General features: G+C 54.0%; 18 protein-coding genes. 9 read left to right on the top strand and 9 right to left on the bottom strand.

What is annotated here, in order from left to right:
• Positions 1 to 9 precede the first annotated feature (9 nt).
• Both mscK and acrR read right to left on the bottom strand, forming a co-directional pair.
• Positions 10 to 3,357 carry a mechanosensitive channel MscK gene (mscK, locus tag EoCCA6_RS17350; protein WP_152083698.1) on the bottom strand — a complete coding sequence of 1,116 codons (3,348 nt, stop codon included), beginning with the start codon at positions 3,355 to 3,357 and terminating at the stop codon, positions 10 to 12.
• 113 nt (positions 3,358 to 3,470) lie between these two features.
• The gene (gene acrR, locus EoCCA6_RS17345; RefSeq protein WP_152083697.1) at positions 3,471 to 4,124 is read right to left on the bottom strand and encodes a multidrug efflux transporter transcriptional repressor AcrR; all 654 of its coding nucleotides are present in this window, start codon (positions 4,122 to 4,124) and stop codon (positions 3,471 to 3,473) included.
• A gap of 141 nt (positions 4,125 to 4,265) precedes the next feature.
• Between acrR and acrA the strand changes: the two genes are divergently transcribed.
• From acrA to EoCCA6_RS17315, 6 genes are all read left to right on the top strand, one after another.
• On the top strand, positions 4,266 to 5,459 hold the full coding sequence (gene acrA, locus EoCCA6_RS17340) for a multidrug efflux RND transporter periplasmic adaptor subunit AcrA (RefSeq protein ID WP_152083696.1): 1,194 nt from the start codon (positions 4,266 to 4,268) through the stop codon (positions 5,457 to 5,459).
• Positions 5,460 to 5,481: 22 nt separating this feature from the next.
• Positions 5,482 to 8,628, top strand: coding sequence for a multidrug efflux RND transporter permease subunit AcrB (gene acrB / locus EoCCA6_RS17335; protein WP_152083695.1), 3,147 nt, complete (start codon positions 5,482 to 5,484; stop codon positions 8,626 to 8,628).
• 502 nt (positions 8,629 to 9,130) lie between these two features.
• The gene (gene tomB / locus EoCCA6_RS17330; RefSeq protein ID WP_020885187.1) at positions 9,131 to 9,505 is read left to right on the top strand and encodes an Hha toxicity modulator TomB; all 375 of its coding nucleotides are present in this window, start codon (positions 9,131 to 9,133) and stop codon (positions 9,503 to 9,505) included.
• A 27-nt stretch (positions 9,506 to 9,532) separates the two neighbouring features.
• On the top strand, positions 9,533 to 9,751 hold the full coding sequence (locus EoCCA6_RS17325) for an HHA domain-containing protein (RefSeq protein ID WP_152083694.1): 219 nt from the start codon (positions 9,533 to 9,535) through the stop codon (positions 9,749 to 9,751).
• 209 nt (positions 9,752 to 9,960) lie between these two features.
• The gene (gene maa / locus EoCCA6_RS17320) at positions 9,961 to 10,512 is read left to right on the top strand and encodes a maltose O-acetyltransferase (protein ID WP_152083693.1); all 552 of its coding nucleotides are present in this window, start codon (positions 9,961 to 9,963) and stop codon (positions 10,510 to 10,512) included.
• A gap of 116 nt (positions 10,513 to 10,628) precedes the next feature.
• The gene (locus EoCCA6_RS17315) at positions 10,629 to 11,096 is read left to right on the top strand and encodes a YlaC family protein (protein WP_152083692.1); all 468 of its coding nucleotides are present in this window, start codon (positions 10,629 to 10,631) and stop codon (positions 11,094 to 11,096) included.
• On the opposite strand, the gene pdxR is transcribed toward EoCCA6_RS17315, so the two are convergent.
• A complete protein-coding gene (gene pdxR / locus EoCCA6_RS17310) occupies positions 11,068 to 12,528 on the bottom strand; it encodes a MocR-like pyridoxine biosynthesis transcription factor PdxR (protein ID WP_152083691.1) in 1,461 nt (486 codons plus the stop codon). The genes EoCCA6_RS17315 and pdxR overlap by 29 nt on opposite strands.
• Positions 12,529 to 12,631: 103 nt before the next feature.
• Here pdxR and EoCCA6_RS17305 point away from each other — a divergent pair, with 103 nt between their 5' ends.
• On the top strand, positions 12,632 to 13,342 hold the full coding sequence (locus EoCCA6_RS17305; RefSeq protein ID WP_152083690.1) for a GNAT family N-acetyltransferase: 711 nt from the start codon (positions 12,632 to 12,634) through the stop codon (positions 13,340 to 13,342).
• On the opposite strand, the gene ykgO is transcribed toward EoCCA6_RS17305, so the two are convergent.
• Positions 13,339 to 13,479 (bottom strand): type B 50S ribosomal protein L36, encoded by a 141-nt coding sequence (ykgO, locus tag EoCCA6_RS17300; protein ID WP_003859006.1) that lies wholly within the window; start codon positions 13,477 to 13,479, stop codon positions 13,339 to 13,341. The genes EoCCA6_RS17305 and ykgO overlap by 4 nt on opposite strands.
• Positions 13,480 to 13,481: 2 nt before the next feature.
• On the bottom strand, positions 13,482 to 13,742 hold the full coding sequence (locus EoCCA6_RS17295; RefSeq protein WP_152084475.1) for a type B 50S ribosomal protein L31: 261 nt from the start codon (positions 13,740 to 13,742) through the stop codon (positions 13,482 to 13,484).
• 230 nt (positions 13,743 to 13,972) lie between these two features.
• Between EoCCA6_RS17295 and EoCCA6_RS17290 the strand changes: the two genes are divergently transcribed.
• Positions 13,973 to 15,538, top strand: a complete 1,566-nt coding sequence (locus tag EoCCA6_RS17290; protein WP_152083689.1) for an EAL domain-containing protein — start codon at positions 13,973 to 13,975, stop codon at positions 15,536 to 15,538.
• On the opposite strand, the gene EoCCA6_RS17285 is transcribed toward EoCCA6_RS17290, so the two are convergent.
• Positions 15,531 to 15,803, bottom strand: a complete 273-nt coding sequence (locus EoCCA6_RS17285) for a metal-sensing transcriptional repressor (RefSeq protein ID WP_152083688.1) — start codon at positions 15,801 to 15,803, stop codon at positions 15,531 to 15,533. The genes EoCCA6_RS17290 and EoCCA6_RS17285 overlap by 8 nt on opposite strands.
• Before the next feature lie 133 nt (positions 15,804 to 15,936).
• Here EoCCA6_RS17285 and EoCCA6_RS17280 point away from each other — a divergent pair, with 133 nt between their 5' ends.
• Positions 15,937 to 16,728 carry a nickel/cobalt efflux protein RcnA gene (locus tag EoCCA6_RS17280; protein ID WP_152083687.1) on the top strand — a complete coding sequence of 264 codons (792 nt, stop codon included), beginning with the start codon at positions 15,937 to 15,939 and terminating at the stop codon, positions 16,726 to 16,728.
• Between the two features lie 35 nt (positions 16,729 to 16,763).
• On the opposite strand, the gene EoCCA6_RS17275 is transcribed toward EoCCA6_RS17280, so the two are convergent.
• The 3 genes from EoCCA6_RS17275 to yczE all read right to left on the bottom strand — a co-directional run bounded on the left by EoCCA6_RS17275 (position 16,764) and on the right by yczE (position 21,719).
• Positions 16,764 to 19,856 carry a beta-galactosidase gene (locus tag EoCCA6_RS17275; protein ID WP_152083686.1) on the bottom strand — a complete coding sequence of 1,031 codons (3,093 nt, stop codon included), beginning with the start codon at positions 19,854 to 19,856 and terminating at the stop codon, positions 16,764 to 16,766.
• 103 nt (positions 19,857 to 19,959) lie between these two features.
• Positions 19,960 to 21,030 carry a LacI family DNA-binding transcriptional regulator gene (locus EoCCA6_RS17270; RefSeq protein ID WP_152083685.1) on the bottom strand — a complete coding sequence of 357 codons (1,071 nt, stop codon included), beginning with the start codon at positions 21,028 to 21,030 and terminating at the stop codon, positions 19,960 to 19,962.
• 77 nt (positions 21,031 to 21,107) lie between these two features.
• Complete coding sequence (yczE, locus tag EoCCA6_RS17265) at positions 21,108 to 21,719, bottom strand: membrane protein YczE (RefSeq protein WP_152083684.1); 612 nt, start codon at positions 21,717 to 21,719, stop codon at positions 21,108 to 21,110.
• Positions 21,720 to 21,745 lie beyond the last annotated feature (26 nt).

The raw sequence follows: 21,745 nt of genomic DNA, 5'->3' as shown, positions 1-21,745 counted from the left end.
CCGCAGACGTTAAGCCGGAGTGGGGTCATCCCCCTTAATCTCGCGCTTCACTTCCGTATGCTCGTCACCTTTCTCGTTACGCAGGTGAACTTCAAGCTGGTTGAAGGCAATATTAATGTCGTTTTCGCGGCACAGGCGATCGATGGCGCGGTTCAGCTCATCGACGGTAAAGCTGCGATCGCGCAATTCACGCACGTATAAACGCAGCTCATGATCCAGCGTACTCGGGCCAAACGTGGTAAAGAACACCGCCGGGGCCGGATCGTGCATGACTTTCGGATGCTCGGCGGCCGCTTTCAGTAAGACCTCTTTCACCTTGTCCAGATCCGATCCATAGGCCACACCCAGGCGGATCACCACGCGGGTCACGGTGTCGGAGAGCGACCAGTTGATCAGACGTTCAGTAACGAACGCTTTGTTCGGGATGATCACCTCTTTACGATCGAAGTCGGTAATGGTGGTCGCACGAATGCGGATCTTGCTGACCGTCCCTGAGAAAGTGCCGATGGTGACGGTATCGCCGATACGCACCGGACGTTCGAACAGGATGATCAGGCCGGAAACGAAGTTACCAAAGATCTCCTGCAAGCCAAAACCAAGACCCACGGAGAGGGCCGCCGCCAGCCATTGCAGTTTATCCCACGAAACGCCGAGCGACCCGAAGACGGTCATCGCCCCGACGATAATGATCACATAGTTCAGGATCGTCGTGATGGCATACGACGCCCCCTGGCGAAGGTTCAGACGCGACAGCACCAACACTTCCAGCAGACCGGGCAGGTTACGAATTAATGCCCAGGCGACCACCAGGGAGACCAGCGCAAAGAGCAGGCTGCCCATTGTCACGCTTTTCATCACCGTTGTGCCCGCTTCTGTCCCGCTGTATTGCCAGAGCGTTACGCTGTCGAGATAAGCAAACACGGTGATTAAATCAGACCAGATCGCCCAGAACATCACCCCAAACAGTGCCACCATCACCAGCATGGTGATACGCAGCGTCTGCTGGTTGACCTGCTCCAGCGCGATGGTCGGCTCTTCCACCGGTTCAGCGCCTTCAGCACCCTCTTTTACCTGATTCTGACGACGCGCAATCGCACGACGGTAGGCAATACGACGTGCTGCCACGCTCAGCCCACGCAGTACGGTCTGGTAAAGCAGGTTCCAGATAATGACCAGATAAACCGTTTCAATCCAGCGGCCAGACAGACGCAGCGTGGTGTAGAAGTAGCCCGTTGCCGTCAGCACCATCAGCGCCAGCGGGATGACCGCCAGCACTGTAACGGTGATCAGGCGGATATTGTGCGACTCTTTATCGCGCCAGCTGTCGCGGCACATCGGCCACATCAGGATAGCGATCAACAGCAGGTTCAGCATAATAACCAGCTGTCCCAGCACGTCGTCCATTAGATGCAGCGGGGAAAGCTCAGCAACAACAGACCAGAAGTGAAGCGGTAACAGCGCCAGGCTGACACGCACAATCTGACGACGCCAGTGGCTGGTCAGTTGTTCCGGCATATTGAAGTGGCGGACGGCGACGCCATCTTTTTCCAGCACTTTCCAGCACACGCCAAACACCAGCCAGAACAGCGCCAGCTTTTTACTGAATGCCCACAGCAAGTCACTGATATTCAACTGCATGGTAAGCAGAATCAGCCCGGCCGCCAGGATCAGCAGACAGATCGGCAGCGCACGGATGAGGTCAATCAGAATTGCTTTCGGGGTGTGCAGTTGGCTGTCGTTTCGCAATTGCCCGACTTCATGCGCGAGCTTCGCCTGATACGTCTTTAACCAGCTCAACCGCCAGCGAATCAGGCCAGCGATCAGCAACAGCGGCAAGCCCGCCAGGAAAGCAATCATCACCGCAGGCCAGGCTTTCTCCCAGTTAACGGTGATTTTCATGCTTTTGATTTGTGTTTTCAGCGCCTCAGGGAAGGATTTAATCCAGTCCCAGTCCATCGGCTTGTTGCTGTTCACCCAGAAAATCTGCTGGGTCAAAATCTCCTGCAGGCTTTTCGAGACGCTGACTAACTGCTGCTGATTAATCTGCAGGTTAATCGCCATCATCAGTTGCGTGCCGAGCTGTTTGTTGAGCTGGTCAAGCAGCTCGCGGCGCATATCAACCACCTGAAGCAGTGCGTCGTGAACTTCCGGGTTCACGTCACTGGAGTGGCCCTCTTCCAGCCTGGCGACAAAGGTATCGCTCTGGAAAAGCGCGTCGCGCTGCTGGTTGACGTCAAACTGCTCCAGACGCAAATCCGCGATGCGGTTGGTCATGTCCTCCAGTTCATCGGCGGACGGCAGCGTCTGCTGTTGCTGATACAGAATACGCGACAGCAGAAGACTGCCTTTCAGAACCGCAATCTGCTCTTTGATGTTACGTTCCGCCTGCAGCGCACGATCCAGCCAGTTTTTGACTTTGATATTTTGCTGCACCAGCGAGTTACCGCTTTCCGTGGCCTGAATCAGACGCTCGCTCAACTGATGGTTAACGTCGAGCTCCTGCTTCACCAGCGGGTTGGCCTGAATACGGGCTGTTTCGTCTGGCGATACCGCTTCCTGCGCGGTTTTTTCCGTTAAAGTGAGGCGCTTACTGTTTAACGCCTCCTGCAACAGCTGAAGCTGATGTTCCAGACGGTTTATGTTAGCCGTCACGTAATCACGTTGCTTTTGCAGAGTGTCCTGCAGCACCGTATTGCCTTCAAGGCTCTTACGCTGCTGTTCAATTTCCGCATTAAGTAACGTCTGCTGAATCATCAGCAACGTCTGCTGAGTAGAACGTAACGCGCCATCTCCCACCGCCGTGCCATTCAGGCGGTTGCGGATCTGCTGAAGCTGCTGTGAGGCGGTGTACATCGCGTTTTGCACGCGCTCAGGCTGAGTCTGCAGCGAAACAAGCTGGCTATTATAAGTTGCCAGATCCGACTGGGCCGTCTGCAAATCGTCCATCAATTGTACAGCGCGTGACTCAAGCTGGCGTAGCGAGAGCGTGGCGAGCGTTTTGCGGGTTTCATCATCGTTATCGACGTCGCTCAGCGCACTCAGCGCATCCATTGCCTTACGCATGTTCTCCGGTGCCTGGGCGACCTTCTGGCGAAGCTGAGCGGTTTCAGCTTTAACCCGTTCAATTTTATCGAGAGTTTCCAGCGTTTCCGTCAAATCCTGCTGGACGAGCTTCTCCTGAGGCGACAGCTCTTTTTGCTTACTCAGGGTATCCAGCTGCGCCTGAACGTCGGCACGCGTAGGGATATCATTGGCGTTATCTGCGCGAGCATACGAAAGCGGCGCGGCTGCAAAGAAAAACAGCATAGCGAAAAATAATGCAAGAACAGGATGTTGCGAGCGATTGGTGTGCAGCATAGTCGTGAATGTGATGTCTGAGAATGACCGAAAATAGTCCGGCGTGAAGAATATCACGCCCGCTGAAAGCAGAATAGCGCGAACGTTAACCTCCGGGATAAATCCTGGACGGTTCAGGCAGGGAGTGGCGAGGCGTCATCGCGAAGCGTCGGGCAAAACTGGCACATCTCCAGCAATATCGCGACATAGTTACGCGCTTCCTTTTTCAGATCAAAAGACTGTGGCGCGAACAGCCAGTTTTCCATCAGGCCCGAAATGTAGCTGCGCATCAGGATGGCCGCCCGGCGGGTCAGCAAGTTTGCTGGCAGCATATTGGCCTGAATGCACTGGTTCAGTGTCTGTTCAATACGATCGTAGCTTTCCAGGCAGAGGCTGCGTTGCGCCTGCTGGACGACCGCCATTTCCCCCACAAACTCGCATTTATGGAAGATGATTTCCATCATTAAGCGACGACGTTCTTCAACTACCGTTGCTTCAAGGATATATACTAATATTTCTCTTAATACTGAGAGTGGATCGTCGGGGAATTTTGCCCGATACTCAGTCTCAAGATCGCTAATGCTGGATTCTGAAAGCTCCCAGATTTCACCAAACAGATCTGACTTGTCTTTAAAATGCCAGTAAATCGCTCCCCGCGTGACGCCCGCGGCCTGAGCAATCTGTGCCAGCGAGGTTGACGAAACACCCTGCTGTGAGAACAAACGCATTGCCACATCCAGAATGTGTTGCCGGGTTTCCAGCGCTTGTTGTTTGGTTTTTCGTGCCATACGTTAGTGAATTTACAGGAGTCAGATTTACATACATTTATGAATGTATGTACCATAGCATGACGATAATATAAACGCAGCAATGGGTTTTTGGACTCAGGACCATTGATCAATTTGAAATCGGACACTCGAGGTTTACATATGAACAAAAACAGAGGGTTAACGCCTCTGGCGGTCGTTCTGATGCTCTCAGGCAGCTTAGCGCTTACAGGATGTGACGACAAACAGGCTCAACAAGGGGCTCAGCAGGTGCCAGAAGTTGGCGTCGTGACGCTCAAATCCGAACCTCTGCAGATGACAACCGAATTACCGGGTCGCACCAGCGCATACCGTATTGCGGAAGTTCGTCCTCAGGTGAATGGCATCATCCTGAAACGTAACTTCACCGAGGGCGGTGATGTGAAAGCCGGTGAGTCTCTGTATCAGATTGATCCAGCAACCTATCAGGCGTCTTATGAAAGCGCAAAAGGTGACCTGGCGAAAGCTGACGCCGCAGCCAAAATTGCCCAGTTAACGCTGAACCGCTACAAAAAACTGCTCGGTACGAAGTACATCAGTCAACAGGATTACGATACTGCCCTGGCCGATGCGCAACAAGCCAATGCAGCCGTTGTTGCGGCGAAAGCGGCGGTTGAAACGGCACGTATCAACCTGGCCTATACCAAAGTGACCTCCCCTATCAGCGGTCGCATTGGTAAGTCTTCCGTCACCGAAGGGGCGCTGGTGCAGAACGGCCAAACTACCGCGCTGGCGACCGTGCAGCAGCTTGATCCGATCTACGTTGACGTTACTCAGTCCAGCAACGATTTCCTGCGTCTGAAACAAGAGCTGGCAAACGGCACGCTGAAACAGGAAAACGGCAAAGCCAAAGTGGAGCTTGTTACTAATGACGGTATCAAGTTCCCGCAGACCGGCACACTGGAATTTTCTGATGTAACGGTCGATCAGACCACCGGTTCCATCACCTTACGTGCGATTTTCCCGAACCCGGACAATACCCTGTTGCCGGGTATGTTCGTACGCGCACGTCTGGAAGAAGGGACTAACCCAACCGCACTTCTGGTTCCTCAGCAGGGTGTGACCCGCACGCCACGTGGCGATGCGAGCGCGCTGGTTGTAGGTGCAGATGACAAAGTCGAAACGCGCAATATCACTGCAACGCAGGCGATTGGCGATAAATGGCTGGTGACGGAAGGTCTGAAAGATGGCGATCGCGTGATTGTTACTGGTTTGCAAAAAGTACGTCCTGGCGCGCAGGTGAAGGCACAGGAAGTCAAATCTGACGATAAACAACAAGCCTCAGCCGCAGGTCAGTCAGAACAAACCAAGTCTTAACTTAAACAGGAGCCGTTAAGACATGCCTAATTTCTTTATCGATCGCCCCATATTTGCGTGGGTGATCGCCATTATCATCATGCTGGCTGGGGGACTTGCGATCCTGAAGCTGCCTGTCGCGCAATATCCAACGATTGCGCCACCGGCGGTGACGATCTCCGCAACCTACCCAGGGGCTGATGCGAAAACGGTGCAGGATACCGTGACGCAGGTTATCGAACAGAACATGAACGGTATCGATAACCTGATGTACATGTCCTCCAACAGTGACTCAACCGGTACGGTCCAGATCACCCTGACCTTCGAATCAGGTACGGATGCAGATATCGCGCAGGTTCAGGTGCAGAACAAGCTGCAGCTTGCGATGCCGTTGCTGCCACAAGAAGTACAGCAGCAGGGTGTGAGCGTCGAGAAATCGTCCAGTAGCTTCCTGATGGTTGTTGGCGTTATCAATACCAATGGCACCATGACGCAGGAGGATATTTCCGACTACGTGGGTGCCAACATGAAAGACGCCATCAGCCGTACATCTGGTGTGGGTGACGTTCAGCTGTTTGGTTCTCAGTACGCGATGCGTATCTGGATGGACCCGAACAAACTGAATAACTTCCAGCTGACGCCGGTCGACGTGATTAACGCCATCAAAGCGCAGAACGCCCAGGTTGCCGCGGGTCAGTTAGGCGGTACACCGCCGGTCAAAGGCCAGCAGCTTAACGCCTCGATCATCGCGCAGACGCGTCTGACCTCCGCCGATGAATTCAGCAAAATTCTGCTGAAAGTGAATCAGGACGGTTCTCAGGTGCGCCTGCGTGACGTGGCGAAAGTGGAGCTGGGTGGCGAGAACTACGACATCATCGCGAAGTTCAACGGCAAACCGGCTTCCGGCCTGGGTATCAAACTGGCAACAGGGGCAAACGCCCTGGACACCGCCACGGCTATCCGTGCAGAGCTGAAGAAGATGGAACCGTTCTTCCCGTCAGGTCTGAAAATCGTTTATCCGTATGACACCACGCCGTTCGTCAAAATCTCGATTCACGAAGTGGTTAAAACGCTGGTGGAAGCGATTATCCTCGTCTTCCTGGTTATGTACCTGTTCCTGCAAAACTTCCGCGCGACGCTGATCCCAACCATCGCCGTACCGGTCGTATTGCTCGGGACCTTCGCGATACTGGCGATATTTGGCTACTCGATAAACACCCTGACGATGTTCGGGATGGTGCTTGCCATCGGCTTGCTGGTGGATGACGCCATCGTGGTGGTCGAAAACGTCGAGCGTGTGATGGCGGAAGAAGGTCTGCCACCGAAGGAAGCGACCCGTAAATCCATGGGTCAGATCCAGGGCGCGCTGGTCGGTATCGCCATGGTGCTCTCTGCGGTATTTATCCCGATGGCCTTCTTCGGTGGATCGACCGGTGCGATTTACCGTCAGTTCTCCATCACCATCGTTTCCGCGATGGCGCTGTCGGTGCTGGTCGCGTTGATTCTGACGCCTGCCCTGTGTGCCACCATGCTGAAGCCGATTCAGAAAGGCGGCCACGGCGAGCATAAAGGGTTCTTCGGCTGGTTTAACCGCATGTTTGATAAAAGCACGCACCACTACACCGACAGCGTGGGGAACATCCTGCGCAGCACCGGTCGTTATCTGCTGCTCTATATCATCATCGTGGTCGGCATGGCTTACCTGTTCGTTCGTCTGCCAAGCTCCTTCCTGCCAGATGAAGACCAGGGCGTGTTCCTGACCATGGCCCAGTTGCCAGCGGGTGCCTCGCAGGAGCGTACCCAGAAAGTGCTGGATGAAGTGACGGACTACTACCTGAATAAAGAAAAAGACAACGTTGAATCCGTGTTTGCGGTTAACGGCTTTGGCTTTGCAGGTCGTGGTCAGAACACCGGTATCGCCTTCGTTTCTCTGAAAGACTGGTCAGACCGTCCAGGCGACGAGAACAAAGTTGAAGCGATTACAGGCCGTGCGATGGGCACCTTCTCGCAGATTAAAGATGCGATGGTCTTTGCCTTTAACCTGCCAGCGATTGTTGAACTGGGTACAGCGACCGGTTTCGACTTCCAGCTGATTGACCAGGGCGGCCTCGGTCACGAAAAACTGACTCAGGCACGTAACCAGCTCTTCGGTGAAGTTGCGAAGCATCCTGAACTGCTGGTCGGTGTACGTCCTAACGGCCTGGAAGATACGCCGCAGTACAAGATCGATATCGATCAGGAAAAAGCGCAGGCGCTGGGTGTTTCCATCAGCGACATCAATACCACGCTGGGCGCAGCCTGGGGCGGTAGCTACGTCAACGACTTCATCGACCGTGGTCGCGTGAAGAAGGTGTACGTGATGTCAGAAGCGGAATACCGCATGTTGCCGAACGATATCAACAACTGGTACGTGCGCGGCAGCAATGGTCAGATGGTGCCGTTCTCCGCCTTCTCAACGTCACGCTGGGAATACGGATCGCCGCGTCTGGAACGTTATAACGGGCTGCCATCCATGGAGATCCTCGGCCAGGCCGCACCAGGTCGAAGCACCGGTGAAGCCATGAACCTGATGGAAGAGTTAGCCAGCAAGCTGCCTGCAGGTATTGGCTACGACTGGACCGGTATGTCCTATCAGGAACGTCTGTCCGGGAACCAGGCCCCTGCCCTGTACGCCATTTCACTGATCGTCGTGTTCCTGTGTCTGGCGGCACTGTATGAGAGCTGGTCTATTCCGTTCTCCGTCATGCTGGTTGTACCGCTGGGGGTTATTGGTGCACTGTTGGCTGCCACGTTCCGCGGGCTGACTAACGACGTGTACTTCCAGGTGGGCCTGCTGACAACCATTGGCTTGTCGGCGAAGAACGCGATACTTATCGTGGAATTCGCCAAAGATCTGATGGAAAAAGAAGGTAAGGGTCTGATTGAGGCGACGCTTGAAGCGGTCCGTATGCGTCTGCGTCCAATCCTGATGACATCCCTGGCGTTCATCCTCGGTGTACTGCCGCTGGTTATCAGCACGGGTGCGGGCTCAGGCGCGCAGAATGCGGTAGGTACGGGCGTAATGGGTGGTATGGTCACCGCGACCGTTCTTGCTATCTTCTTTGTACCGGTGTTCTTCGTGGTGGTTCGTCGCCGCTTCAGCCGTAAGAATGAAGATGTTGAACACACTCATTCAGTAGAACACCACTGATACCGGTTTCACATGATAAAAAGGCCGCATTTGCGGCCTTTTTCATTTGCGTGATAAATCATAAAATACGCTTATTGTCGTTCTATTTATTCTTTGCCACCTTAATCAGGCGTATCATATTTAATGCTTAACGAAATTATGATTTTTTTAATTTCATATCATCGTCTGCGTTATTAGGAAAAGTCCTAATTATCAGCGAATAAAAGTCAAGACTGAATCTGGACTCCTTGCGAAAGTAAATGCTAACTCAATGAAATGTAAGGAAGCGGTAAAAGACAAGCAATAATTTTGCTAAAAATGCCCTGTGCAGAACGCACATTTGCGTAAAGGCTCGCAACCTGACGCTTTAATTGTAATTTTTCGTAATAGCGCGGTGAAATCTTGATCAGAGTAGCTTATAGTTAGAGTTATCAGGAACACAGCACCCGTGCGGCTAAGTAAGTTGTATCCATCCCGACATTGATGTTCGGTGAGTAAGAAATCACTCAAAAGGGGATGCGCTATGGACGAGTACTCGCCAAAAAGGCATGATATCGCGCAGTTGAAATTTCTCTGCGAATCCTTGTACCATGACTGCCTTGCCAATCTTGATGAAAGCAACCATGGCTGGGTGAATGACCCAACGTCTGCAATCAATTTACAGCTAAATGAGTTGATAGAGCATATCGCGACCTTCGCACTTAATTATAAAATTAAGTACAATGAAGATAATAAGCTGATTGAGCAAATTGACGAATACCTGGATGACACCTTTATGTTGTTCAGTAGCTACGGCATTAACGCACAGGATTTGCAAAAATGGCGTAAATCAGGAAACCGTCTATTTCGCTGCTTCATCAACGTGAGCAGAGCTAACCCTGTTAGCCTTTCCTGTTAAAATTATTACAATTACTAAGGTGAATTTATGACTGAAAAACCATTAACCAAGATTGATTATTTGATGCGCTTGCGACGTTGTCAGTCAATAGACACGCTTGAGCGTGTAATTGAAAAAAATAAATACGAGCTTTCTGATAATGAATTGGCTGTATTTTATTCAGCTGCTGACCATCGTCTTGCTGAGCTAACAATGAATAAACTGTATGATAAGATTCCTTCATCTGTCTGGAAGTTTGTTCGTTAATTCCTGAATGTGGCTGTTGAGGTTCTTCGTCACTTTTTTAACTCACTCTACCTTTCGCGCTATGATCCCTGTGTGACTGACGGGTCCCCGATTCAAATGCGTTATCGGCAACAATGTTGTGATTATAATCACACAGACTTTTCGGGAACGTTCCCTTTCCGGTTAATACCCTTTACCCTACGGTCATCGACGTTTTCGGAGAGATTCCCATGAGTAAAGAAAAACAGAAGATGATTGCAGGCGAGCTTTACCGCCCTGGCGATGAGACTCTACGGGCCGACCGCTTGCGCGCCCGTCATCTGCTCCACCGCTATAACCATACGGCTCCGGACGAGAAAACAGAACGCCAGGCAATACTGGCTGAACTGCTGGGGCAAAGTGAAGGCGCATATATTGAGCCGAGCTTCCGCTGCGATTACGGCTATAACATCTTTCTGGGTAAAGAATTCTACGCCAATTTTGACTGTGTAATACTGGATGTCTGCCCTGTTCACATTGGTGATAACTGCATGCTCGCACCGGGCGTTCATATCTATACAGCGACCCATCCCCTGGACGCCGTCGCGCGCAATAGCGGCGCGGAGTATGGCAAACCGGTAACCATTGGCAATAATGTCTGGATTGGCGGACGCGCGGTCATTAACCCAGGCGTCACGCTCGGTGATAATGTGGTTGTCGCCTCTGGTGCCGTGGTGACGAAAGACGTTCCGGCAAACGCCGTGGTCGGTGGAAATCCGGCGAAAATTATCAAAATGCTCTAAGCCTGCAGAGAGTAACTGTTATGGTTTTTCCCTCTGTAACTGTTACTTTTTTCGCTGAAACGGCTCCCCTAAAATAGACAGATCCCCTGTATTTTCATAATTCATGAAGGCAAAAAATGACAGAGATACAGCGCCTGCTCACTGCCACCATCGACGATCTCAACAGACGTGAAAAGCGTGACAATCGCCCGCGCTTTAGCATTAGCTTTATCCGTAAACATCCCGGCCTGTTCATTGCTATGTACGCCGCCTGGCTGGCAACGCTGGTGGTGATGCTCACATCCGAAACGCTGGTAGATTCCGTCTGGCTTCTCGTGGTGCTGTTTGTGGTGTTTAACGCATTCTTCTTTTTCGACGTCAATCCACGCTATCGGTATGAAGATATCGACGTTCTTGATTTCCGGGTCTGCTATAACGGAGAGTGGTATAACACGCGCCTTGTGCCGCCTGAGCTTATCGACAGTATCCTGCACTCGCCTGCGGTAGAAACGGCGCAAAAAGAGAAGCTGCAGAAAATGGTGTCGACGAAGGGCGACCTTTCGTTCTATGACATTTTTACCCTTTCCCGCCCTGCTGCTGCGTAATAAGGTGCTGTAAACGCCGGATAGCCGATGTGAACTGCGAAGCAGAGGTATTACCGTAGCCTAACACCAGACCGGTTTGCCCCTGCGTCGTACCAAGGTAGTAACCGCTCAACGCCGCGGGGGCAAGCTGGAAAGCTCTGGCCTGCCGGACGAGAGCTTTATCATCGATCCCGTCGATCGCCACCGTCAGATGCATTCCCCCTTCCCCTGCCAGAACGCGGTGCGCAACATGCAGCTCAGCACTCAGCACCTCGCGCAGCTGGCGATAGCGTTTTCGATAGAGCCGACGCATGGCGGCAAGATGCCGCGCATAATGGCCTTCTTCAATAAACAGCGCAAGCTGGCGCTGCTCGGCACGATGGCCACCACGCAGTAGCGAGCCGATTGCCGGGAGAGCGGCTTTTGCCAGCGCCGGAGGGAACACCATAAATCCCATCCGCAGAGAGGGAAACAGCGTTTTGCTGAATGTCCCCAGATAGACCACTGGCGCATTTTTTTTCATCCCCAGCATGGCCGGGACGGGTTCACCGGTATAACGAAACTCACTGTCGTAGTCGTCCTCGATAATCCAGGCCTGGTGTCGCTGGGCCAGTTCCAGCAGTGCCAGCCGCCGACGTGCAGTGAGCACACTTCCATAAGGAAACTGATGCGACGGTGACGTAAAAATAAGCGAAGGGGACGGTGCATGTTGCCCCTCCCAACACATTCCTTCGTCATCCACCGGCATACCGATCATCTGCAGGCCAGATTTCGCAAACGCACTTTTTGCCCCCGCATAGCCGGGATCTTCAATCCACGCCACATCACCAGGTTCACTTAGCAGCAGAGTGCAAAGATTAACCCCCTCCAGCGCCCCTTCGGTGATGACAATCTGGCTGGCGTCGCAATTGATCCCGCGCGACAGCGCCAGATGGCGGGCGATGGCCTCCCGCAGCGACGGTTCCCCTGCCGGATCGCCATAACCTAACAGTGCGCTCCCCTCTTCACGCAGCACCCGGTCGTACAAGCGCCGCCACAGAGGCAAAGGAAAATAGTTAATGGCTGGCGTCCCTGGCGTAAAGGCCGGAACCGGCGTTTCCCTGGGGACAGGTGCAGGCAGTTGCGCCATCCGTCTGGCGAGCATCACGGCAGGCTCAGGTAAATCCTGCGCAAGGGAGCGCTGAGCCAGTTGCGCCACCCGTGTTCCCTGCCGGCTACGATGTAAATACCCTTCAAGCGTAAGCTGTTCCAGCGCTGCATTTACAGTATTCCGGGAGAGGGAAAGTTGCTGCGCAATAACGCGGGAGCCGGGCAAGCGGCACTCCGCCTGCAATCTGCCCTGCAGGATCACCTCCCGTAAGGCAAGATAAAGCGTCCGCTGGAGCGTCTCTTCTCCGCGACCAGCAAGCGCCGCACTTAGCACGTTGTGAAATTCATCGCCCGGTATGTTCATCTTCCCCCTCCTCGTGGTACCACCAGAACATAGCCCAGTGGTTCTTTTTAAGGAACCAGATTTTAATTAGTCTGGGCGTCTTTACACCACAACGGAGAGTAACATGAACACATTCAATCAGTTCGGACAGCCGGTTGGCGATGCACTTATCGACTGGCAGCCGCGCCAGCATCCTTCTCGGGTCGTTCTGCAGGGTCGTTATTGTCGGCTTGAACCGCTACGCACAGAGCATGCCGCCGCGCTGTTCTCCGCTTACAGCCAGGCTGAAGACACCCGCAGCTGGACATGGTTGCTCCGTGAACCCGACACCTCCGTGGACGCGTTTACTCAATGGGTTGCGGGTGTGTGTGAATTATCTGATCCCGTGCATTTCACCGTTATTGATAACCAGACGCACTCGCCGGTGGGCACGCTGGCTCTGATGCGCATTGATCCCCAAAATGGCGTGGTCGAGGTGGGTCACGTCCATTTTTCGCCGCTGCTCAGCCGCACGCCGATGTCCACCGAAGCGCAATACCTGCTGATGCGGTATGTGTTTGATACTCTGGGTTATCGACGCTATGAATGGAAGTGCAATAGCCTGAATGAGCCTTCCCGCAAAGCAGCCCTGCGACTTGGCTTTCAGTATGAAGGCCGTTTTCGCCAGGCGCTGGTCACGAAAGGACATAACCGGGATACGGACTGGTTTTCCATCATAGACAAAGAGTGGCCGGTACTGGCGAGCGCGTTTGAACGCTGGCTTGCCACCGACAATTTTACTGCCGATGGCAAGCAGAGAAGATCCCTGGAAAGCTGGCGTGAATCGCGCGTTTAGCGTCTTTTTTTACGCCCCTGCACCGCTTTAAAGCGCGGGTTGGATTTACAGATGACGTACAGACGGCCTTTGCGTTTGACGATCTGGCAATCCGGATGGCGCTGTTTCGCACTGCGCAGTGAGTTAAGTACCTGCATGGTTAACCTCGCTTCGCATTAAGAAAACCGCCAAAACGCTGGCGGAAGCGTGCCGCGCTTCCTTCCGTTGAGAAGGTTTTCTGTTTACCGGTGTAAAACGGATGCGATTTTGAAGAAACTTCTATAGAAACATAGGGATAAGTTTTACCGTCGAGTTCAATCTCGCGGTCAGTCTTAATCGTCGACCCGACTTTGAAGTATTCATTGGCACTGGTGTCATGAAACACAACGGTGCGATAGGCTGGATGGATATTGGGTTTCATCATACGCTCTCATGTTTTGTTATAACATAACAAAATGATATCTGAGCTATGCTGCAAAAACAACCCCTCGATGCTGCGTCGCGCTTCCGCACTGCTGCTGATTTTCCATTTCTGGTATGAAATCAATGCCTGTCACGTGCTATAACTGTATCATTTCGTGGTAAAAAATTTCTCCTCTGGCGAGCGAACGCAATGCCCCAGGAGTGGGCGATGAGGAAGGAAACAGCAGCATGAGAACCCGACATCTGGTCAGCCTGGTAACAGGGATATTGATCTTCTCTGTGCTGATCCCCATTTGCCTCAGCATCTGGCTGGCACATCGTCAGGCGGAAGACAAATTTATCGATGCGCTGGATAGCTACGCGTCACGCGTGCTGATCCGTACAGAAAGAGTTATCGGGCAAGCGAAGGAGGCCCTCACTCAGCTGCAATCCTTTGACGGTATTCCCTGCAGCCCTCCACACTTGCGCGAAATGCGTCGTGTGGCTTTCTCCTGGCGTTACATTCAGGAAGTGGTGTATATCAATAACCTGAAACCCATTTGCTCTTCCCTGGAGCAAACCAGCAATGCCGCCGCTTTTCCACCACCGATGCGCATGACGCCAGACGGTTACAACGCATGGCTGACGACGCAAAACGATCTCGGGCTTAACCACTACATGGCCGTTCTGGGCAGCGCAAATTACCTGGTGATGCTCGACCCTGCATCACTGGTGGATGTTATTCCTTTTGGCGCAATCACCATTGATGCCGCCCTGATTGGTGATGCAAACCATATCGTTTTTGCCAGCAGTAATAAGCTCGATCCGCACGTCCGCTCGTTGCTGGAAGACAAAAACCTGATGCGCCTGCAGTACAAAGGGGCAATGTATATCCGAAAACCGATCCCTGAACTGGGCTTTGCGATCGTCGCATGGGCAACGTTAAAACCGCTGGATGAAAGCTGGCACCGTCAGCTCCTCTTCTGGCTCCCGTTTGGCATACTGGTCAGCCTGCTTGCTGCACTCTTTTTATTGCGAATATTGCGCCGCATTCAGTCTCCGCGTAATCGCCTGCAGGATGCCATCAGCAGCCGTGATTTTGTCGTTCACTACCAGCCCATTGTGGCGTTAAGCACAGGAAAAATTGTGGGTGCGGAAGCGCTGACGCGCTGGCCTCAGCCAGACGGAACTTACCTGTCGCCGGATATTTTTGTCCCACTGGCAGAGCAAACGGGCCTCATCTCATCACTCACCCGGTTAATCATCGAAAAGGTGTTCGAGGATATGGGCAACTGGTTACACCTTCATCCTGACCAGCATATCTCCATCAACCTCGCGCCTGCGGATCTGACGTCAGGCAAGCTGCCGCCTCTGCTGAGCCAGTTATTGAATAAGTGGGAAGTCCATCCCCGGCAGATCGCCCTTGAGTTAACCGAACGTGGTTTTGCCGATCCCAGCGTTAGCGCGCCGGCCATTGCTGCGTTCCGCCGCTCGGGTCACCCTGTCTATATTGATGATTTTGGTACAGGTTATTCCAGCCTGAGCTACCTGCAGGATCTGGACGTCGACACGCTGAAAATTGATAAGTCTTTTGTGGATGCGCTGGAGTACAAAAACGTGACGCCGCATATTATCGAAATGGCAAAATCACTGGATCTTGCCATGGTCGCCGAAGGCATTGAAACGGAGGGACAGCTTATATGGCTGCATCGCCACGGCGTACAGTACGGGCAAGGCTGGTACTACAGTAAGGCGCTGCCAAAAGTCGAGTTCATTCTCTGGGCCGAGTACAACCTCGAAAAGTATTCTACTTAAGATAGGATTTGATCACCTGCAACACGACGCCAAGATCGGCTTCGCGCTGATCTTCTTCGGGCTCTTTCACCACATGATCGGTTAAATGGCCCTCGATCACCTGCAACATCATACCATTCACCGCCCCACGGATCGCCGCCAGCTGCTGTAAGACATCAGCACACTCATGATCGCTATTAAGCATTTTTTCCAGTGCGGTGCTTTGCCCCTGAATTTTCTTCAGACGCGTCAATAACATTTTCTTGTGACGAACCGTATGTGACATCTCAGCATCTCCTTCTTTTGGCGCATGAGCATAACATGCTCTACTCCCCCTGAGTATTTTTCTACTGGGGGGTAGTATTTGACTACTGGGGGGGAGTAGTATTCGAAGCACATTTTCCTTTACGGAATCCTTCATGAACGATTTCACGTCACTCCTGCAACAGGGTAATGCCTGGCTGTTTGTGCCCAGCGCCATTCTGCTCGGTGCGCTGCATGGCCTTGAGCCGGGTCATTCAAAAACGATGATGGCCGCGTTTATCGTGGCGATCCGGGGCACGTTAAAGCAGGCGATCCTTCTGGGCCTGGCCGCGACGCTTTCTCACACGGTGGTGGTCTGGATCATCGCGATGGCGGGCCTGTGGTTTGGTCAGGGATGGGATGCACACACGTCTGAACCCTGGTTTCAGCTGATTTCAGGGTTAGTGATCATTCTCATCGCATTATGGATGGCATGGCGAACCTGGAAAGAGAGTCAACCGCACGATCATCACCACCATCATCATCATCATCATCATCATCACGATCATCAACAGGTTGACGAGGAGTGGCAGGACGCCCACCAGCGCGCGCATGCGCAGGACATTAGCCGCCGTTTTAACGGGCAAAACGTCACCACCGGGCAGATCGCTCTGTTTGGCCTGACCGGTGGGCTTATCCCCTGTCCGGCCTCCATTACGGTGCTGCTAATCTGCCTGCAGCTGAAACACTTCGCGCTCGGTGCGACGCTGGTGTTGAGCTTCAGTATCGGTCTGGCGCTGACGCTGGTGGCGTCTGGCGCAATTGCAGCGTTGAGCCTTAAACACGCCGTGACGCGCTGGCCGGGGTTCAGTGAGTTTTCTCGAAAAGCACCGTGGATTTCAGCCGCACTGATCGTCATGGTCGGGCTGTATATGAGTATTCACGGGATGCGCGGCATTTTTGCCTGAGCGGAGCAGCCACGTTTGTGGCCGCTCCGGGTCACTCAAAAGGCGCTTTGCTGCCAACTGAAGGTGTAGCGCAGCTGGCGGTTTTGCAGGATAAACTCCGGTGAGACGCTCGGACTCCATGAATCATCGCCCCCGACGCCCATATGAAATGCATCAAGGCAGAGCCAGCAGCCCGGCTCGTCCTGCAACAAATGCTGGTGCGTCGTCTCACGCAACTGTTGCTGGCTGTAGCGGCTGAGGGAGAAATGGAAATTCCCCCGGAACTGGTGCGCGCCCGCGAAAAGCGCCCGCGTGTCGCAACGCAGACCATTTTCCGTCGGGAAGATGTACGGCGTCTGCATCGCCTCCAGCGGCAATTCCCAGCGCCCCTGCTGCGCTGCGAGCTTCCTGTCAGGATAGTTTTCAAACGGCCCCAGCCCCAGCCAGCGGGCCGTTTCTGGCGTCTGCGCAAGCTGAACGCTCAGACCAATACGCGCAGGCTCGGGGAGATCAGACGCCACCTGCACCCGCACATCCCCCTGCAACGCACCGTGTTCATCTATCCGCCAGATTTTATGGCTCAGGAACAGCGCCTTACCGCGATATTCCCAGACATGCAGCGTGGTCACCACCACCTCACGCGCCGTTTGCTCTGCTTCACACCGCAACACACGCGAAGACATCTCATACATCCCCGCCGCTTTCCAGCGTTCCACCCACGCATTCGGGTCAATTCGTGTGGCTTCGCTGATGCCAATATCATTGTCCAGCGGTGCACGGGTAAAGTTATCCGTCAGCGGTGAGAGCAGCGTTTCTGTGCCATTGTTCCACCACTGCGTCAGGTTTCCTGACGCCCGGTCAAACTGCCAGCGCTGCTGCTGATGGGTAATTTCAAGTACATCGCCCTGAGTGGCTAACACCGGAGGGTTCCCTGCAGGCTGCTGCGGCGCGATAAACAGCGGAACCGGAAGCGGCCACTGATCCCATGCGCAGCGGTGGTTCGCCGACGACCACGGTGTCGCCAGTGGCTGAACAATATCCACATTAAGCCAGAGTTCACCTGGCTCCGCTTCCGGTTGCGGCAGGGTAATTTCCACGCTTTGTGTTCCCTGCGGAGCAATGGCAAGCACCACCTCGCCTGCAGCCAGCACATTTCCATCACGTGCGATCGACCACCTGAGATGTTCGTTGTCGGTATTGCGGAACAGGTAGTCGCTTTTCACCTCAACCACCAGCGGAGAGGTACTCCGCAGCGTAAAGGTAAAAAACTGCTGCGCACGCTGGGCTTCATACAGCGCCGGATGCGGCGTGCGGTCCGGGAACACCAGCCCGTTAAGACAGAACTGCCGATCGTTGGGTTTATCGCCAAAATCACCGCCGTAGGCCCAGAAGGCGTTGCCATTTTCATCCTTCTTTGTCAGCGCCTGATCGACCCAGTCCCAGACAAACCCGCCCTGCAGACGCGGATGGCGACGAAACGCTTCCCAGTATCTGGCGAACCCGCCAAAGCTGTTCCCCATCGCATGAGCGTATTCACACAGGATCAGCGGCCGCGTTTCATCCGGCATGCCAATCCATTTTTTAATCGACCATTTCGGCACCGCCGGGAAAGGTTGGTCCTGATCGACGCGGGCATACATTGGGCAGACAATATCAGTCGCCGCCGTATTCGCCCCGCCCCCCTCATACTGTACTGGTCGCGTCGGATCGGTGGTTTTCAGCCAGCGATAAAGGGCATCATGGTTCGCGCCGTGTCCGGATTCATTCCCCAGCGACCAGATGATAATCGACGGATGATTACGATCGCGCAGCACCATACGCGTGACGCGTTCGCTCATGGCCGGAAGCCAGCGGGGATCGTCAGCAAGGCGACTCATTGGCACCATGCCGTGGGTTTCGATATTCGCTTCGTCAACAACGTACAGGCCATAGCGATCGCAAAGCGTGTACCAGAGCGGATGATTCGGGTAGTGCGAACAGCGCACGGCGTTAAAGTTATGCTGCTTCATCAGTTCAATGTCGCGACGCATCGTTGCTTCATCCATCACCTGACCATTTTCCGGATGATGCTCATGACGGTTCACACCGCGGATCAGCAGCGGTTTACCGTTCAGCTTCAGCAGGCCATTGCTGATCTCAACGCGGCGGAAACCAATATCGCAGGCTTCAATTTCCAGTACGTTGCCCTGCGCGTCCATAAGCGTAATTGTCAGGCGGTAGAGGGCGGGCGTTTCGGCACTCCATAACGCAGGTTCCACAACGGGTAACGCAACTGTCAGGTGCTCGGCCCAGCCTCCACGCTCATCCACAATGGCAGAGCCAGGGCGCTGGGCGGCACTCGCGCATTTTTCGCCGTTACGCCACAGGATAAATGCCACTTCACATGACTCATAGCGCGTGCCAGCCAGCGCGACGTCGACGTGTAGCACCGCCCGATCACACTCCGCGTTCAGATCGGTCGCAACGTGATAATCCGCAATCTGCGTCTCAGGCTTATGCAGCAACGACACATCGCGGAAAATACCGCTCATCCGCCACATATCCTGATCTTCAAGGTAGCTTCCGTCGCACCAGCGCAGCACCATCACCGCCAGACGGTTTTCGCCCGGACGAAGGATCGATGTGAGATCGAACTCAGCAGGCAGACGGCTGTCCTGCGAATAGCCAATCCATTGGCCATTGCACCACAAATGAAAAGCGGAATTCACGCCATCGAATATAATGCGGGTCTGGCCGCTCTCTGCCCATGTGTCATTCATCTCAAATGTGAGCGAGTAACAACCCGTGGGATTTTCAGCCGGAACGAACGGCGGGTTAACGGCTATCGGATACGTGACGTTGGTATAGACGGGAATATCAAAACCCTGCATTTGCCAGTTTGAGGGAACAGGCATCGCAACGGCATCAGCCAGATCCTCTGTCACCCACGTTTCGGGGACCCGCTCAGGTGCAGAAAAGAAATTAAATCGCCATTCGCCATTGAGTGAACGCTTGCTTAATGATTCTGCGTCATCCCTGGCAGCTTGCTCTTCACGCCAGCTATGAAACGGCGCATGTGCGGCCAGACGGTTCCACTGCGTTACACCAGGATTTTCCCAGTCCCGACGAGCCAGAAGTGCGCTGAGAGTCAGCGGCGGTGTATTGGGCATATTAACCTCTTTGCGAAGCGCTCACAATCTTAGCCAACATGCCCTGGTGAATCTGTACGGTAAAGCTCCGGATCGTCACGAAGCGAGTGAGATCACAAAAGCATTATCCGCGAGCGAGTTTCTCTGCCATCAGCGCCAGGCTTCTGAGCTTTTGCGCCAGTTCTTCACGATCGGCCTGATCGACTGTGCGGGGGGCAGTCGAACGACGTGCGATCAGCGTGACGGGGAGCTGCACTTGCCAGCACGTTTTGGTACGCTCTGGCCTCAATAACCACTCCACACTTCGTTCACCGGCATCGCGGAAAGCCTGGCGGATCGTGGTTAGCGGGGGAGAAAACCACGCGCTGTCAGCCGTATCATCAAACCCGACAACGGCGATCTGGCCCGGTATCGCAATGCCTTTTTCTGCACAGGCGCGCATCACGCCGAGCGCCATTTGATCGTTCGCGACCAGGATAGCTTCGGGCTGCTCGGTACCGGACAAAAGCTGATGACCTTTCTCATAGCCTGAGGCCGCGCTCCAGTCGCCCTGTGCCACTGCGATCGCCTCAAGGCCAGCCTGCGCCAGTGTGGCTTTCCATCCTGCCAGGCGCATCCGGGCGGAGACTGAGCTTTCCGGCCCGCTGAGTAACGCAATGCGCGTTTGCCCCAGCGAGATCAGGTGTTCAGCGCCCAGGCTCGCCCCCTGCACGGCATTGAAAACGAGGCTGTTGACCTGTGCAGAAGGAGATACATCAAGAAAAAGAACCGGAACGGGCGAGGCCATGACCTGAAGCTGTTCTGCCTGCGCATCTTCCAGCGGAACGTTCACCAGCAGCCCTTCCACCCGTTGTGCCAGCAGTTCCTGCAGAGCTGCCTGACATTGTTCCGGCTGTTGCACCATGGAAATTAACACGCTCGCCCCCTGCTCCACCGCGCGGGATTTTACCGCCGACGCAATCTGCGAAGGGGCGTGCAGGGCAAGATCGGTCGTGATCAGCCCCAGCGTGCGGGTGCGCTTTCCGGCCAGTTGCTGCGCGCCACGATTGGGAACGTAGTGCAGTTCCTCCATGGCCTGTCGAACCTTTTCCCGTGTACGGGAGGAAACATGCTCCGCATCGTTAATCACACGGGAAACGGTCTGGTAAGAAACCCCCGCAAGGAGGGCAACGTCATAAAGAGTGATAGCTTTCATGCATTCTGGCATCGCGAGAAGAGTTGCCCTCATTCTGGCACAGCTATGCCATTAAAGCATGTGAGCGCTTCGCAGAATTAAACCACGCGCTCAGGCTGTTGCGCCTTCTGTACGCGCGGCTTTTGACGAAACCACGGTAAGCAGATCTGAATCAGCGGGCCGATGGTCAGGGCATACAGCACCGTTCCTACGCCAAATGTGCCCCCCAGAATACAGCCAATGATTAACACACTCACTTCAATCGCGGTGCGCACGCTGCGAATCGACCGCCCCAGCCGGGCATGAATGCCGGTCATCAGGCCATCCCGAGGCCCTGCGCCAAACCCAGCGCCGATATACATACCGGTGGCTATCGCGTTAATCACAATGCCTGAAACCAGCAGAGCGATGCGGATCGGCAGTGAGGACAGTTCGGGTATCAGCGCCATGGCGGCATCCGCCGCCAGCCCGATACAAATCACGTTGCTGATGGTGCCAACACCGGGAAGTTGACGCAGAGGTATCCACAGCAGCAGAACCACAGCGCCAGTGACAATAATCACTGTACCAATGCTCAACCCCAGCTGTAGCGCCACGCCAAGATGAAACACATCCCACGGATCGACGCCTAAATCCGAACGAATAAACATCGCGGTTGAAAGGCCGTACAGACCTAAGCCGACATAAAGTTGAACCAGACGACGTACCATTTTTAGCTTCTCCGATGAACCAGACT

The sequence above is a fragment of the Enterobacter oligotrophicus genome (assembly GCF_009176645.1).
GTDB classification, from domain to species: domain Bacteria; phylum Pseudomonadota; class Gammaproteobacteria; order Enterobacterales; family Enterobacteriaceae; genus Enterobacter; species Enterobacter oligotrophicus.
Note: the sequence above shows the minus strand (reverse complement) of the source record. Positions and strands in the feature narration are given on the sequence as shown.

Bases quoted from the DNA above. Each gene is read 5' to 3' on its own strand.
- EoCCA6_RS17290 (WP_152083689.1), top strand. From the start codon at position 13,973: ATGAGAACCCGACATCTGGTCAGCCTGGTAACAGGGATATTGATCTTC.
- EoCCA6_RS17295 (WP_152084475.1), bottom strand. From the start codon at position 13,742: ATGAAACCCAATATCCATCCAGCCTATCGCACCGTTGTGTTTCATGAC.
- ykgO (WP_003859006.1), bottom strand. From the start codon at position 13,479: ATGCAGGTACTTAACTCACTGCGCAGTGCGAAACAGCGCCATCCGGAT.
- EoCCA6_RS17315 (WP_152083692.1), top strand. From the start codon at position 10,629: ATGACAGAGATACAGCGCCTGCTCACTGCCACCATCGACGATCTCAAC.
- pdxR (WP_152083691.1), bottom strand. From the start codon at position 12,528: ATGAACATACCGGGCGATGAATTTCACAACGTGCTAAGTGCGGCGCTT.
- EoCCA6_RS17280 (WP_152083687.1), top strand. From the start codon at position 15,937: ATGAACGATTTCACGTCACTCCTGCAACAGGGTAATGCCTGGCTGTTT.
- acrA (WP_152083696.1), top strand. From the start codon at position 4,266: ATGAACAAAAACAGAGGGTTAACGCCTCTGGCGGTCGTTCTGATGCTC.
- acrB (WP_152083695.1), top strand. From the start codon at position 5,482: ATGCCTAATTTCTTTATCGATCGCCCCATATTTGCGTGGGTGATCGCC.
- EoCCA6_RS17305 (WP_152083690.1), top strand. From the start codon at position 12,632: ATGAACACATTCAATCAGTTCGGACAGCCGGTTGGCGATGCACTTATC.
- maa (WP_152083693.1), top strand. From the start codon at position 9,961: ATGAGTAAAGAAAAACAGAAGATGATTGCAGGCGAGCTTTACCGCCCT.
- mscK (WP_152083698.1), bottom strand. From the start codon at position 3,357: ATGCTGCACACCAATCGCTCGCAACATCCTGTTCTTGCATTATTTTTC.
- EoCCA6_RS17285 (WP_152083688.1), bottom strand. From the start codon at position 15,803: ATGTCACATACGGTTCGTCACAAGAAAATGTTATTGACGCGTCTGAAG.
- yczE (WP_152083684.1), bottom strand. From the start codon at position 21,719: ATGGTACGTCGTCTGGTTCAACTTTATGTCGGCTTAGGTCTGTACGGC.
- acrR (WP_152083697.1), bottom strand. From the start codon at position 4,124: ATGGCACGAAAAACCAAACAACAAGCGCTGGAAACCCGGCAACACATT.
- tomB (WP_020885187.1), top strand. From the start codon at position 9,131: ATGGACGAGTACTCGCCAAAAAGGCATGATATCGCGCAGTTGAAATTT.
- EoCCA6_RS17275 (WP_152083686.1), bottom strand. From the start codon at position 19,856: ATGCCCAATACACCGCCGCTGACTCTCAGCGCACTTCTGGCTCGTCGG.
- EoCCA6_RS17325 (WP_152083694.1), top strand. From the start codon at position 9,533: ATGACTGAAAAACCATTAACCAAGATTGATTATTTGATGCGCTTGCGA.
- EoCCA6_RS17270 (WP_152083685.1), bottom strand. From the start codon at position 21,030: ATGAAAGCTATCACTCTTTATGACGTTGCCCTCCTTGCGGGGGTTTCT.